Origin of the sequence: Kribbella aluminosa, from assembly GCF_017876295.1 — a bacterium.
Lineage (GTDB): Bacteria > Actinomycetota > Actinomycetes > Propionibacteriales > Kribbellaceae > Kribbella > Kribbella aluminosa.
Window position 1 is genome coordinate 4,161,322 of sequence record NZ_JAGINT010000002.1, and the last position, 13,402, is coordinate 4,174,723.

The 13,402-nt window shown below is 67.8% G+C and carries 13 protein-coding genes, 1 tRNA gene and 1 pseudogene; 11 read left to right on the plus strand and 4 right to left on the minus strand.

Annotated features, from left to right (window positions below; genetic code table 11):
- Positions 1 to 51: 51 nt before the first annotated feature.
- Both JOF29_RS40865 and pyk read left to right on the plus strand, forming a co-directional pair.
- Positions 52 to 1,599: a metallophosphoesterase family protein gene (locus JOF29_RS40865; RefSeq protein WP_307863956.1), complete on the plus strand. Its 1,548-nt coding sequence runs from the start codon at positions 52 to 54 to the stop codon at positions 1,597 to 1,599.
- A gap of 99 nt (positions 1,600 to 1,698) precedes the next feature.
- Entirely contained in the window at positions 1,699 to 3,150 is a 1,452-nt protein-coding gene (gene pyk, locus JOF29_RS40870; protein WP_209699654.1) for a pyruvate kinase, read from the plus strand.
- A 532-nt stretch (positions 3,151 to 3,682) separates the two neighbouring features.
- Here pyk and JOF29_RS40880 read toward each other — a convergent pair.
- Together JOF29_RS40880 and JOF29_RS40885 are read right to left on the minus strand one after the other, a co-directional pair.
- On the minus strand, positions 3,683 to 3,826 hold the full coding sequence (locus JOF29_RS40880) for a hypothetical protein (RefSeq protein ID WP_209699655.1): 144 nt from the start codon (positions 3,824 to 3,826) through the stop codon (positions 3,683 to 3,685).
- A gap of 34 nt (positions 3,827 to 3,860) precedes the next feature.
- A tRNA-Leu gene (locus tag JOF29_RS40885) sits at positions 3,861 to 3,934 on the minus strand.
- A gap of 291 nt (positions 3,935 to 4,225) precedes the next feature.
- Between JOF29_RS40885 and JOF29_RS40890 the strand changes: the two genes are divergently transcribed.
- The 8 genes and pseudogenes from JOF29_RS40890 (at position 4,226) to JOF29_RS46290 (ending at position 11,483) form a co-directional block, all read left to right on the plus strand.
- Positions 4,226 to 4,516, plus strand: coding sequence for a hypothetical protein (locus tag JOF29_RS40890; protein WP_209699656.1), 291 nt, complete (start codon positions 4,226 to 4,228; stop codon positions 4,514 to 4,516).
- Positions 4,517 to 4,531: 15 nt separating this feature from the next.
- On the plus strand, positions 4,532 to 5,119 hold the full coding sequence (locus JOF29_RS40895) for an ANTAR domain-containing response regulator (RefSeq protein ID WP_141862072.1): 588 nt from the start codon (positions 4,532 to 4,534) through the stop codon (positions 5,117 to 5,119).
- Positions 5,120 to 5,446: 327 nt separating this feature from the next.
- Positions 5,447 to 6,676 (plus strand): branched-chain amino acid ABC transporter substrate-binding protein, encoded by a 1,230-nt coding sequence (locus JOF29_RS40900; RefSeq protein ID WP_209699657.1) that lies wholly within the window; start codon positions 5,447 to 5,449, stop codon positions 6,674 to 6,676.
- An 84-nt stretch (positions 6,677 to 6,760) separates the two neighbouring features.
- On the plus strand, positions 6,761 to 8,077 hold the full coding sequence (locus JOF29_RS40910) for a branched-chain amino acid ABC transporter permease (protein WP_307863957.1): 1,317 nt from the start codon (positions 6,761 to 6,763) through the stop codon (positions 8,075 to 8,077).
- Positions 8,074 to 9,789, plus strand: a complete 1,716-nt coding sequence (locus JOF29_RS40915; RefSeq protein ID WP_209699658.1) for a branched-chain amino acid ABC transporter permease — start codon at positions 8,074 to 8,076, stop codon at positions 9,787 to 9,789. Before JOF29_RS40910 ends, JOF29_RS40915 begins: the two co-directional genes overlap by 4 nt.
- Positions 9,786 to 10,769 carry an ABC transporter ATP-binding protein gene (locus JOF29_RS40920; RefSeq protein ID WP_209699659.1) on the plus strand — a complete coding sequence of 328 codons (984 nt, stop codon included), beginning with the start codon at positions 9,786 to 9,788 and terminating at the stop codon, positions 10,767 to 10,769. The genes JOF29_RS40915 and JOF29_RS40920 overlap by 4 nt, the downstream gene beginning before the upstream one ends.
- A gap of 5 nt (positions 10,770 to 10,774) precedes the next feature.
- Positions 10,775 to 10,921 (plus strand): annotated as a pseudogene (locus tag JOF29_RS46285) (ATP-binding cassette domain-containing protein); the annotation flags it as partial.
- Positions 10,922 to 11,033: 112 nt separating this feature from the next.
- On the plus strand, positions 11,034 to 11,483 hold the full coding sequence (locus JOF29_RS46290) for an ABC transporter ATP-binding protein (protein WP_443667607.1): 450 nt from the start codon (positions 11,034 to 11,036) through the stop codon (positions 11,481 to 11,483).
- Between the two features lie 16 nt (positions 11,484 to 11,499).
- Here JOF29_RS46290 and JOF29_RS40930 read toward each other — a convergent pair whose 3' ends face one another.
- On the minus strand, positions 11,500 to 12,216 hold the full coding sequence (locus tag JOF29_RS40930; protein WP_307863958.1) for a DUF554 domain-containing protein: 717 nt from the start codon (positions 12,214 to 12,216) through the stop codon (positions 11,500 to 11,502).
- 151 nt (positions 12,217 to 12,367) lie between these two features.
- Between JOF29_RS40930 and JOF29_RS40935 the strand changes: the two genes are divergently transcribed.
- Positions 12,368 to 12,958 (plus strand): GNAT family N-acetyltransferase, encoded by a 591-nt coding sequence (locus tag JOF29_RS40935; RefSeq protein ID WP_307863959.1) that lies wholly within the window; start codon positions 12,368 to 12,370, stop codon positions 12,956 to 12,958.
- Here JOF29_RS40935 and JOF29_RS40940 read toward each other — a convergent pair.
- Positions 12,921 to 13,340 (minus strand): hotdog fold thioesterase, encoded by a 420-nt coding sequence (locus JOF29_RS40940; protein ID WP_307863960.1) that lies wholly within the window; start codon positions 13,338 to 13,340, stop codon positions 12,921 to 12,923. The genes JOF29_RS40935 and JOF29_RS40940 overlap by 38 nt on opposite strands.
- Positions 13,341 to 13,402: the final 62 nt, after the last annotated feature.

The window sequence follows — 13,402 nt, forward strand, 5'->3', positions numbered from 1 at the left end:
CCGTGACGGTTGGACCGTGCCCAAGGCGGCCCGGCTGGATAGGTTGGACGTGTGGCGACACGGTTGGTGACGAAAGGACGGCTCCGGGCGATCGCGCCGTGGGCCGCGCTGAGCTTGCTCTTCGTGGCGACCTCGGTGCTGGTCGGCCTGCTCGGATTCGTGAAGGACTCCGAACGCGTCACGATCGGCGCCCACGCGGCGACCGTGTCCCCGACGTTCGACGGGCACGCGACCCTCGACTTCGGGGCTGTGCTGCCGCGGCTGCGGATCGCCAGCAACGAGCCGTTCGGTCTCGGCGTCAACATCGACGTACAGGAGACCAACGCCACCAACCTCGGCGACCTGATCAACCGCGACGCCCTGATCGCCGCCCAGCCAGAGGGCGAGACCGCGCGAATCCGGCAAGCCGTGCAGGAGATGGTGGTCGGCGATGCGGTGGCCGGCGCCGCGACCGGCTTCCTCGTGGTCGTCGTGGTGGCGACGCTGTGGGCGATGATCGGGTACCGGCGCCGCCGTGAGCTGTGGCACCTGGTCCACCGCCACGAACGCCGCGTCGAGCACCGGGCGGTCGTCGTACTGGTCGCGATGGTGGTCACCGTCGCCGCGATCTTCGGCCCCGCCCGGATGCGGCGCGTCGATGCACCACCGACCGAATGGACATCGCTGGCTCAGCTGCTGCCGGAACTCCATCTGGACAATCAGCTCCAGGGGGTGGAAGTGGCGTCCGGTTTCTCCACCACTGGTGGCGTCGGTTTGATCAAGACCGCCGTGGAGACGTACCAGCGATCGTCCCAGTTCTACGGTCAGCTCAAGGAGAAGGCCCGCGGCATCGGCGACCGGATCCACCAGCCGGGCAAGGACGAGACGGTCGCGATCCAGGTCAACGACCGGCACGACAACATCGGCATGGACCCGGTCGCGGCCGAGGTCGCCAAGGTGGCCGGCGCGAAGCTCCTGATCGATGCCGGCGACGACACCTCGTCAGGGGCGCCTTGGGAAGACTTCAGCATCAACTCGCTGCGCCAGCACTTCAAGGACTTCAAGGTGGTGGCGACGCCCGGCAACCACGACGCCGGCGGACACGTGGCGGACGTGATGCGGAAGAGCGGCTTCACCGTGCTGGACAGCAAGCCGGTGGAGATCGACGGAATCCGGTTCCTCGGCGACGCCGATCCGAACTGGACCGGGCTCGGCGTCGAAGGCCCGGGCAACGAGACCATCGGTCACCAGTCCAAGCGGCTCGCGGACATCGCCTGTGCCCAGCCCGCCGACAAGCGGATCTCCACATTCGTCGTCCACGACCCGGCGGAGTTCGTGGACACCGCCGCCCGGGGTTGCGCGCCGCTGCTGCTGTCCGGGCACCTGCACCGGCAGGTCGGGCCGGAGACCAAGGTGGTCGACGGGCGGCCGGTGACGACGTACACGAACGGGACGACCGGGGGAGCGGGGTACTCGTTCGCCCTCGGCTACACGCTCCGCCGGCCGGGCGAGGTCACGCTGATCACCTACCTGAAAGGCCAGCCGGTCGGCCTCCAGACCGTCACCGCCGAACTCACCGGCGACATCACCGTCGGCGCCTACACCCCGTTGTCTTCTTGACGATTCAGGCTCCGGCGGAGGAGTTCGACCGTTGTTAACTGTCCAGTAAGGGGGGTGGACCAGCGGGGGCAGTGGTTTGCAGGAGTAGGGTTTTGTGACGTGCGTCGCGCAAAGATCGTTTGTACGCTCGGCCCGGCTACGGCCGCCCCGGAGCGCATCATGGAACTCGTCCAAGCCGGCATGGACGTCGCCAGGCTCAACCTGAGTCACGGTGCTCATGCCGAGCACGAACGGATCTACCAGCGGATCCGTACCGCCGCTGCGGAGACCGGGAACAACGTCGGCATCCTCGTCGACCTCCAAGGCCCGAAGATCCGGCTGGCCGAGTTCGCCGAGGGCAAGGCAACCCTGACCTACGGTGAGCGCTTCACGATCACCACCCGGGAGGTGCCGGGCGACCAGACCATCTGCGGGACGACGTACGACGGCCTGCCGGGGGACGTGAACCCCGGTGACCAGCTGCTGATCGACGACGGCCGGATCGCGCTGGTCGCCGAGGAGGTCACCGAGACCGACGTGATCTGCCGGGTCACCGTCGGCGGGCCGGTCTCGAACCACAAGGGCATCAACCTGCCCGGTGTCGCGGTGAGCGTGCCGGCGATGTCGGAGAAGGACATCGAGGACCTGCGCTGGGCCCTGCACCTGCCGGCCGACATGATCGCGCTGTCGTTCGTCCGCGATGCCGCCGACATCCAGCTGGTGCACAAGATCATGGACGAGGAGGGGCTACGGCTCCCGGTCGTCGCGAAGATCGAGAAGCCGCAGGCGGTCGCCAACCTGGACGAGATCATCGAGGCCTTCGACGGGTTCATGGTGGCCCGCGGCGACCTCGGCGTGGAGCTTCCGCTCGAGGAGGTCCCGCTCGTCCAGAAGCTGATCATCGACCAGGCCCGGCTGAACGCGAAGCCGGTGATCGTCGCCACCCAGATGCTGGAGTCGATGATCTCCGCGCCGCGGCCGACCCGGGCGGAGGCGTCCGACGTCGCGAACGCCGTCCTCGACGGCGCCGACGCGGTGATGCTGTCCGGTGAGACCAGCGTCGGCCGGTTCCCGATCGAGACCGTCCGGACGATGGCCCGGATCGTGGAGTCCACCGAGGAGCACGGTCTCAGCCGGGTCCAGGAGATCGAGTGGGAGCCCAAGACCAAGGGCGGCGTGATCGCCCGCGCGGCCGCGGACGTGGCCGAGCGGCTGGACGCGAAGTACCTGATCGCGTTCACCCAGTCCGGCGACACCGCCCTCCGGCTGGCGCGCTACCGCACCGAGGTCCCGCTGCTCGCCTTCACCCCGGTCCCGTCGGTCAGCGCCTGGCTGAGCGTCGTCTGGGGCATCACCACCCACATCGTGCCGACGGTGGAGCACACCGACGAGATGGTCCGCCAGGTCGACCAGCGTCTCCTCGAGCTCGGCATCCTCCAGAAGGGCGACCTGGTCGTCATCGTCGCCGGCTCCCCACCCAGCATCCCCGGCTCCACCAACGCCCTCCGAGTCCACCGCATGGGCGACGCCATCGACGGCACCGCCCCCGCCTACCGCAGCCAAAACCCGTAGACCGAACAGAAACGAGGCGGGTCCGTCACCAGTCGGCCCCGCCTCATCTACGTTCAGATCAAGAATCAAACAGAGATTTGAGAAGTGCCGGGTTGGGCGGTCGGGTGACGGGGCAGCCCCTGCGACCGATGAACGAGATAGGCAACGGCTGCGGCCGGGCAGCGGTGGGCCACCGCGAGTATGCGCGGCAAGCAACGGTGGCTCGCCATGCGGGCAGAACCGCCCCGAACAGACTGATTGTGGACCGCGCACGGAGGTTGTGCCTGCGTACAGGTCTACTCGCCCGGTCCGTCCTGTCCGCCGTTGCCCTCGCCTGATCGAGCCTCCCACGAACCGGCCAAGTGAACATCTCGGCGACCGCGACCATCACGGACTCGGCATCGTCGATCAGCCGCGGGTAGGCGTCATCGCAAGCGATCCGCAACGCATACATGTGGCGCCGGCGCTGCGACAGGCAGCCGTCCCCGAGACACAGCCGAGAAGATGCGCGTACGCCGACGTGTCGAGCGACCCGCTGCCACAGCGAGGGCATTCACTCGGCCGGGCCGGCCGCTCCGGACGATCCTGCCAGTCCCGAAGCGCCGCCGGCTGATCCGGAGCCGTTGCTGATCGAGTTCAGACTCTCGCCGGAACCCATCGCGGCGAATGCGATCGCCCGCGTCCGCTCGTCGTACATGCAGCGAGTTTCGCGGGCGCCGCCGACAGTTTTGTGCCCTGGGTGGGATTCGAACCCACACTGTATGGTGTTTGAGACCATCTTCTCTGCCGGTTGGAATACCAGGGCATCTGGCGCGTTGGCGCTGGATGATCGTAGCCCATTCGACGGCCTCATCCGAAACTGTCGGTGAGGGGCGCGAGTATGAGGCATGGGGCACATCAGGTCGCAGGAGACGGTGGACTCCGCGCTGCGGATGTCGGACACCGGCGTCAGTTGCTGCTGGGGTGGTATCTGGGGGCGGCTCGATCGCGCGGGCGCGGCGGGAGTGGTGCCGTCCGGGTCGAAGCGCGGTGGAAGCACTGGCCCTGTGTGTTCCCGCAGCACGGGCCGGGGCGCAGGCATCCGCGGAAGATCGAGTTGAGGGAGTGGCAGCGGGAGATCGTTGCCAAGTACCCCGAACAGCTCCTGCGCGGGCTGTTCCACTCCGACGGGTGCCGGTTCGTGAACTGGGCGAGCAAGCCGGACGGGAAGCGGTACTTCTACGTGCGGTACATGTACTCCAACGAGTCCGATGACATCCGCAACACACTGACCTCGACGTTGGACCTGCTGGGCATCAAGTGGCGGCAGCCGAGGCGGAACGCGATCGCGGTCAGTCGGAAGGAGGCTGTCGACGCACTCGACCGGTTTGTGGGGCCCAAGTCGTGAGGTGGGGTCGATAAGGTGTCGGGTGTGACTGCTAAGCGTGTGGTGATCGCTGAGGACGAGGCTTTGATTCGGATGGATCTGGCCGAGATGCTCGCGGAAGAGGGGTATGACGTCGTCGGGCAGGCGGGGGACGGGGAGGAGGCCATTCGGCTGGCGATCGAGCAGCGGCCGGATCTGGTGATCCTCGACGTGAAGATGCCGAAGCTGGACGGGCTCAGTGCGGCGGAGAAGATCGCCGGGGAGCGGATCGCGCCGGTGCTGATGCTGACCGCGTTCTCGCAGCGGGAGCTGGTCGAGCGGGCCCGGGACGCGGGCGCGATGGCGTACCTGGTGAAGCCGTTCTCCAAGGCCGACCTGCTGCCCGCGATCGAGATCGCCGCGTCCCGGTACGTCGAGCTCGCCGAGCTGGAGCGCGAGGTCGCGGACCTGGCCGAGCGGCTGGAGACCCGGAAGCTGGTGGACCGGGCGAAGTCGATCCTGCAGACCAAGTTCGGGCTGTCCGAACCGGACTCGTTCCGGTGGATCCAGAAGACCGCGATGGACAAGCGGGTCTCGATGCGGCAGGTGGCCGAACTGGTCGTGAACGAGGCCGGCGACGCCTGAGTGCACGACTCTCCGTCATCTGCCCGCAACACCGGCGTGTCGTGACCGTGAGGTGAACCTGGCGGCGCAATCGTGACGAACCGTGGCGGTCGCCCCGATTGACGGGCACCGAATCTCACCGAGGTAGTCCGCGTGCTGACCCTATGTCACTGACACACCTGCGGGGTCAGTATCCAGGTGATCGGACGATGCTTACCGGGGTAACGACCTCACAACACAGCCTGTGCGCTGTTCGCTTGGAACCATCGCCGGGTCTAACCTGCGGATGCTCGCGGCAAATGCGCGAGAGTCCCGGCTCGCTGGGACTATCCAGACATTGGAGGAACAGTGCACCAGCGTTCCGTAGTACGGGTCGGCGCGACGCTGATCGTTGCGTCGTTGGCCCTGACTGCCTGCGGCTCACGCAGTGGCAACAGCTCCGGGGGGTCCTCCGGAGGATCGACGAAGACCGCCAAGATCGGCGTCATCGCGCCGCTGTCCGGAGATTTGTCCGCCCTGGGTCTGGGTATCCAGCACTCCGTCGAGCTGGCCGTGAAGCAGGCCAACGACTCCAACGCGATCCCGGGCTGGAAGCTCGAGGTCGTGCCGAAGGACGACGAGGCGAAGCCGGACCCCGGCAAGAACGCGGCCACCGCGCTCTCCAGCGACAAGGACGTCATCGGCGTCGTCGGCACGCTCAACACGAGCGTCAGCCAGCAGGTCCAGCCGGTCCTCGCCTCGGCGAAGATCGTCCAGGTGTCGCCGGCCAACACCGGCCCCGGCCTGACCCAGGGCGCCAACTGGCAGACCTCTCCGAAGCGGCCGTACCCGACGTACTTCCGGACCTGTACGACGGACGCGGTCCAGGGCCCGTTCGCGGCCCGGTACCTGTACGAGACCGCGAAGATCACCAAGGTCGCCACGATCCACGACAAGAAGGCCTACGGTCAGGGCCTGGTCGGCACCTTCACCGAGGAGTTCAAGAAGCTGGGCGGCACGATCGTCGCGGCCCAGACGATCAACCCGGACGACTCGAACTACCAGGCCGCGCTGACCGCGATCAAGCCGTCGAACCCGCAGGCCATCTACTACGGCGGCGAGTACCCGCAGGCCGGTCCGCTGTCGCAGCAGGCGAAGGCCGCCGGCCTGAACGTCCCGCTGATGGGCGGCGACGGTATCTACGACCCGAAGTACATCACCCTGGCCGGTAAGACCAGCGGCAACGACCTGGCCACCTCGGTCGGTGCTCCGGTGGACTCGCTGGACTCGGCGAAGAAGTTCGTCTCGGACTACAACGCGGCCGGCTTCAAGGAGCCGTACGCGGCGTACGGCGGCTACTCCTACGACGCGGCGAACGCGATCATCGACGCCCTGAAGGTCTCCCTGAAGGACGCCAAGGACGTCGAGTCCGCGCGCCAGGCGACGGTCGACGCCATGAGCAAGGTCGCCTTCGACGGCGTGACCGGAAAGGTGGCGTTCGACCAGTACGGCGACACCACCTCGAAGGTGCTGACCGTCTACAAGGTTGCCGGTGGCAAGTGGGCCACCGTCGAGACCAAGGCGTTCGAAGCCAAGTAAGCAGGGTCGACCTCATGTCTCGGGGGTGGGAGTGATCCTCCCACCCCCCTGGCATGTCACAACCGAGGCAGAGGGGAGGTCGACGTGGACCAGTTCTTCCAGCAGCTCGTCAACGGGCTGACCTTGGGCTCGCTGTACGCCCTGATCGCGGTCGGATACACGGTCGTGTACGGCATCGTGCAGCTCATCAACTTCGCCCACGGCGAGGTGTTCATGATCGGCGCGTTCGGCGCGCTGACGACGTACCTGTTGTTCTTCAACGGCCAGACCAGCGTGTGGATCCTGCCGGTGATGATCGTCGGCGCGATGATCGCGTCGGTCAGCACCGCGGTGCTGATGGAACGTATCGCGTACCGTCCCCTGCGGAACGCGCCACGTCTCGCACCGCTGATCACGGCGATCGGTATCTCCGTGTTCCTGCAGGAGTTCGTCCGGCTGTTCTACGAGCGTCCGGCCTGGACCGTGGTCGTGTTCGCCGGGCTCGCGATCGCGGCCGGCTACGCGGTCGGCAGCCGGCAGTCCGGGGCGAACCTCGACAACCCCGTCACCAAGTGGTACGACCGGGCCCCGCTGCTCGGCGGCGCGGCCGGTGCGGTGGCGCTGTGGATCGTCGTCCTGCTGATCAGCACCGACGTCTCCGCGGTGTACGTCGTGGCGGCGGTCGTCGGCGGCGCGGTTGTCGGCACCCTGGTCGGCATGGCCGCCGGTCAGGCCGCGAAGCCGCACGCCCGGGTCAGCATCAACGTTCGCAGCGTGGCCGTCAGCGCCGCGGTGGCAGCGGTCGCCGCGGAGCTCGGATGGGTCCTGTTCAAGGAGCTCATCAACAAGGTCGCGTGGCCGAGCGCGAAGGCCCGGATCCCGTTCCCGCAGCTCGACGGGGTGACCGGCAAGGCGCTGCAGGTCGGCGGCGTGACCATCCAGCGGTCTGCGATCTTCACGGTCGCGGCGCTCGTCGTGTGCGCCGTACTGCTCTGGTTCTTCATCAACCGGACCCGGCTCGGCCGCGGTATGCAGGCCGTGTCGCAGGACCCGGACACCGCGCGGCTGATGGGTATCAACGTCGACCGGATCATCGTGGTCGCGTTCGCCCTCGGTGCGGTACTGGCGGCGATCGCGGGTGTCTCGCAGGGTCTGCAGAACAACAACATCGACTTCCGGATGGGCTTCCTGGCCGGTCTGAAGGCGTTCACCGCCGCGGTCCTGGGCGGTATCGGCAACGTGTACGGCGCGGTCGTCGGTGGTCTGGTGCTCGGAGTGGTCGAAGCGATGGCCACGCAGTACATCCCGGGCCAGTTCGGCGGTAGCACCTGGAAGGATGTCTGGGCGTTCGTGATCCTGATTCTGGTTCTGGTCTTCAGGCCGCAGGGCCTGCTCGGCGCGAGGGTGGTGGACCGGGCATGACCGACGTCAAGACTCCTGTGGGTGAGGCCGCGGAGGCGCCGGTGTCGAAGCCGGGCAAGCCGATCGCGTGGCCGCTCGGCATTGCCGGCGTGGCGCTGCTCGTCGTCGGCTCGTTCCTGTCCTGGAGCTACAACAGCCAGATCCTGAACGACCTGTCGATCAACTTCTACCCGGGCGGCCTGCAGCTCCTCGCGATCTTCGGCGCGGTGCTGTCGCTCGTACTGCTGCTGGCCGAGAAGGGCCCGCTGGTCAAGCTCGGCTCCTGGCTGGACGCCACGCTCGGTCTGCGGATGCTCGGTACCGGTCTGGCGGTCTACATGGTGCTGATCGTGATCGCGATCACCACCCAGGCCGGCGGCCTGATCAACGTCAACCCCGGCGGGTACGTGTCGCTGGTCGGCGCCCTGCTGCTCGCGGCGTCGGCGTGGATGCTGCCGTTGCGGCAGCTGCGGGACATGAGCGAGGCCCGGCTGCCGGGCTGGGCCGAGATCCTGGCGATCGCCGTCCTGATGGGCTCGATCCTGTACGCCGCGGCGTACGCGCTCGGCCTGCAGGACGCGTGGTCGTTCATCCTCTGCCTCTTGTTCATCGCCGTGGTCGCCACGGCGTTGTTCCGGACCGGTGCGCTGTCGTGGATCGGTCACGTCGCGCAGCGCCGCAAGCGGGTGCTGACGCTGGCCGCGTTCGTGGTCGCGTTCCTGTTCCCGTTCACCCAGAACGGGTCGGACGCGAACATGTCGATCGCGAACCAGGTGCTGATCTTCAGCGCCACCGCGATGGGCCTGAACATCGTGGTCGGCCTGGCCGGCCTGCTGGACCTGGGGTACATCGCGTTCCTCGGCGCCGGCTCGTACACGGCCGCGGTGCTGTCGCAGTCCGCGTTCGCGACGGTCAACTGGAAGCCGCCGTTCCTGCTCGTGGTGCTGCTCGGTGCCTGTGTCTCGATGGTGCTGGGCCTGATCATCGGTACGCCGACCCTCCGGGTCTCCGGCGACTACCTGGCGATCGTCACGCTCGGCTTCGGTGAGATCTTCCGGTTCACGATGGGCAACCTGGACGGCAACAACGGCCCGAACCTGACCAACGGGCCGAACGGCGTACCGGGTATTCCCGACCTGAAGATCGGCAACTTCAACTTCGGCGACAGCCACATCGTGGCCGGGATCGACCTCGGCCGGTTCTCGAACTACTACTTCCTGCTGCTGGTGCTGATCGGGTTCGTGATCCTGGTCTTCGCCCGGCTGAACAACAGCCGGATCGGCCGCGGCTGGGTGGCGATCCGGGAGGACGAGAAGGCCGCCGAGGCGATGGGCGTGAACGTCTTCGGGCTGAAGCTGCTCGCGTTCGCGGTCGGCGCCTTCCTGGCCGGTCTGGCCGGCACCATCAAGGCCCACCAGGACGCCGCGGTGAGCCCGGACCAGTACCAGTTCATCGAGTCGGCGTTCCTGCTCGCGGCGATCGTGCTCGGCGGTATGGGTACCATCGCCGGGGTGTTGCTGGGAGCAACGATCCTGAAGCTGCTGCCGGAGAAGCTGCGGTTCTTCTCGGAGTACCGGCTGCTGATGTTCGGTCTGCTGCTGGTGCTGATGATGCGGTTCCGGCCGGAAGGCCTGGTCGCGAGCAGACGAAGGCAGCTGGAGTTCCACGAAGAGGACGAGGAGCTGGCCGTCGCGGTCGAGGAAGAACACCTGATCGTCGAGGAGGCCAAATGACCACCGTGCAGGACGTGGAGCGGTCGGCGGTGACCGGCGAAACGGTGCTCGAGGCAACCGGTGTGACGATGCGGTTCGGCGGTCTGCTGGCCGTGAACGACGTGAACCTGAGTGTCCGGCAGGGCGAGATCGTCGGTCTGATCGGCCCGAACGGTGCCGGCAAGACGACGTTCTTCAACTGCCTGACCGGTCTCTACAAGCCGACCAGCGGCCAGGTCCGGTTCGCGCCGTCGCCGCAGCAGAAGGTGCGGCCGCCGTACCGGCGGGCCTGGATCAACGGCAAGCGGGCGCGAATCCTGATCGAGGAGGAGCCGGACGCCGCGGAATCGGCCGGCCTGACGCCTCCGGTGCCGAGCAGCCTGGCACCGCTCCCGCCGAAGCCGCGGGCCGTGGTGCGGGCCGGGATGGCGCGCACGTTCCAGAACATCCGCCTGTTCGCGAACATGACGGCGCTGGAGAACGTGATGGTGGGCCGGTACTGCCGGACCTCCTCGGGTGCGCTCACCTCGGTGCTGCGCGGCCCGAAGTTCCGGTGGGAGGAGGCGGCCACCCGGAAGCGGGCGCAGGAGCTGCTGGACTTCGTCGGTCTCGGCCGCTCCACCGAGCACCTGGCCCGGAACATGCCGTACGGCGACCAGCGCCGGCTCGAGATCGCGCGGGCGCTGGCCACCGACCCGAAGCTCATCCTGCTGGACGAGCCGACGGCCGGTATGAACCCGCAGGAGACCCGCCAGGCCAGTGACCTGATCTTCAAGATCCGGGACTCGGGCCTCGCGGTGGTGGTGATCGAGCACGACATGCGGTTCATCTTCAACCTCTGCGACCGGGTGCTCTGCCTGGTCCAGGGCGAGGCCCTGATCGAGGGCACGCCGGACGAGGTGCAGTCCGACCCGCGGGTGATCGAGGCCTACATCGGCACCGGCGAGGACGACGAGGACGAGCGCTCGCAGGACGACGTACCGGGAGAGGTGCAGCCATGAGCGCGATGCTCGAGGTCAAGGACCTGGAAGTTGCCTACGGCAAGATCGTCGCGGTGAAGAAGATCAGCTTCAGCGTGGAGCAGGGGCAGGTGGTGTCGCTGATCGGCACCAACGGCGCCGGCAAGACCACCACGCTGAAGACGATCTCCGGGCTGCTCCGGCCGACGTCGGGGGAGATCTGGTTCCAGGGCGAGCGGATCGACCACGTGGCGGCGCACGACATCGTCAGCCGCGGCCCTGGCGCACTCGCCCGAGGGACGGCGGATCTTCCCGCGGCTCTCGGTCGAGGAGAACCTGATGCTCGGCGCGTTCTCCCGCAAGGATCCGGCGGGGGTGCGCACCGATCTGCAGGCGGCGTACGACCTGTTCCCGATCCTCGGGGAGCGGCGCAAGCAGCCGGCCGGTACCTTCTCCGGTGGTGAGCAGCAGATGCTGGCGATGGGCCGGGCGATGATGAGCCGTCCTAAGCTGCTGATGCTGGACGAGCCGTCGATGGGCCTGTCCCCGCTGATGATGAAGCGGATCATGTCCACGGTGACCGAGCTGCAGAAGCAGGGTACGACGATCCTGCTGGTCGAGCAGAACGCGCAGGCGGCACTGAAGCGCGCCGACTTCGGCTACGTGCTCGAGGTCGGCAAGATCGTCCTGTCCGGCAGCGGACGGGACCTGCTGGTGAACGACTCGGTCCGGAAGGCCTATCTGGGCGAGGACTGACGCTCTCGCTGCTGGTTCAGTTGCGGATCACGACGAGCAACTGGACCAGCAGCGGGGCGACGATCAGCGCGGGGAGCAGGTCGGCGACCGCTACCTGCTTGAGTTTCAGCAGTCTCAACGCCACACCGATGAGCATCACGCCGCCGGTGGCGCCGAGCGCGGTGACATGAGCGTCCGGTAGTACGTCGCCCAGTACCGCACCTACTGCAGTCATCGAGCCTTGCACCACGAGTACGACGAGAGCGGACGCAGCGACGCCCCAGCCGAACGAGGCTGCGAAGGCGATGCTGGTGAATCCGTCCAGCACGGACTTCAGGAACAACTGGTCGGCGCCGCGGCCGAGGCCGTCGGAGAGGGCGCCGAGGAACGTCAGCGGGCCGACGCAGAACACCATCGACGCGGACACGAACCCGTCGACGAACTTGCCCTCGCCCTCGCCGCGGTCGAAGCGGCGCTGGATCCAGGCGCCGAAGCCCTCCAGGCGCTGCTCGATCCGCAGCAGCGAGCCGATGATCCCGCCGATCAGCATCGCGCCGAGCACGATCAGCACCGGCGCGCTGGTACCGACGGCGTCGCTGAGTGCCTGGTCGCCGACGGTGAGTGCCGAGGAGATCGCGATCAGCAGCGTGACCAGGCCGATCGCGTCGGTGACCAAGTCTCTGGTCCGGTGACTCAGCCGGTGGCCGACGAGCACGCCGAGTACCGAACCGAGGAGGACTGTCGCTACATTCACGACGGTCCCGATTCCGATGAACAAGCTCGTCCCTCCGGACATCTGTGGTCAGCTTTGCATGTGACCCCCGAGGGCCTACTGTTGCGCGAAGACGAGCGTATCGGCCCGTCTGTTCACCTCGGGGGTGGACCCGGACCGGGAGGTCGCTGTGGTGGCAGCCGTCGAGGTGAGGGACGCGCAGCCGGGGGACGCGGATGCCCTGGTCACGCTGTGGCGCGAGCTCAGCACCGCCGCAGGGCTGCCGTCCCGGTTGCCCGCACCGCCGTCGGCCGCCGCCGCGGAGGTTGCCGTCAGCAAGCATCTTGACGATCCGCTCGGCCGGCTGCTGGTGGTCGAGCTGGACGGTGACGTGCACGGTATGGCGTACCTGCGACGGACCATGGTCAGCCCGCTGCACGACGACAGCACGGTCACCGTCGAGTACCTGCACGTCAGCGACGCGGCCCGCCGGCACGGTCTCGGCAAGGCGCTGATCGCCGAGGCGGTCGCCTGGGCCGAGTACGAGAACTGCGCCCACCTGGCAGTGGTCGCGCCCGCGATCGCCCGCGAGGCCAACCGGTTCCTGGCGCGCCTCGGTCTCGGCCAGGCCGGCGTACTGCGGTTCGCGAACACGCTGACCGTCCGGCGCCGGCTCGCCGCCGAGCACGCGCCGAACCTGCTGGCCCTGCTGTCCTCGCGACGCTCCGCGTTCGCCCGCCGCGCGGTCAGCTCCCGGGTGGCGCCTGAATCAGCTGGCAAGTGATCCGCGCGGTGCAGACCCGCTTGTCCCGGTCGTCGGTGATGACGACCTCGTACGACGTCGTCGTACGGCCGAGGTAGACCGGCGTCGCGACCCCGGTGACGGTCCCTTCGCGGACCGCGCGGTGGTGGGTGGCGTTGATGTCGACACCGACCGCGACCTTCCCGTACGTCGCCGCGTGCAGGGCGGACCCGATCGAGCCGAGGCTCTCGGCCAGCACGCAGGACGCGCCGCCGTGCAGCAGGCCGTACGGCTGCGTGTTGCCCTTGACCGGCATGGTCGCCACCACCCGGTCCGCCGTCGCCTCGCTGACAACGATTCCCATCGTCTGGAGGAGCGTGCCCTCCAGGCTCATCCCCGGTCCGAGGTTCGATTCATCTGTCACGGAAGCAGTGTGTCAGAACTGTCCGTAGGACCCACTAGAGTCGGTGTGTGGCTCCAGAAACA

Excerpts from the sequence above, each read along its gene's own strand:
- JOF29_RS40880 (WP_209699655.1), bottom strand. The coding sequence starts at position 3,826 with ATGTACGACGAGCGGACGCGGGCGATCGCATTCGCCGCGATGGGTTCC.
- JOF29_RS40915 (WP_209699658.1), top strand. The coding sequence starts at position 8,074 with ATGACCGACGTCAAGACTCCTGTGGGTGAGGCCGCGGAGGCGCCGGTG.
- JOF29_RS40920 (WP_209699659.1), top strand. The coding sequence starts at position 9,786 with ATGACCACCGTGCAGGACGTGGAGCGGTCGGCGGTGACCGGCGAAACG.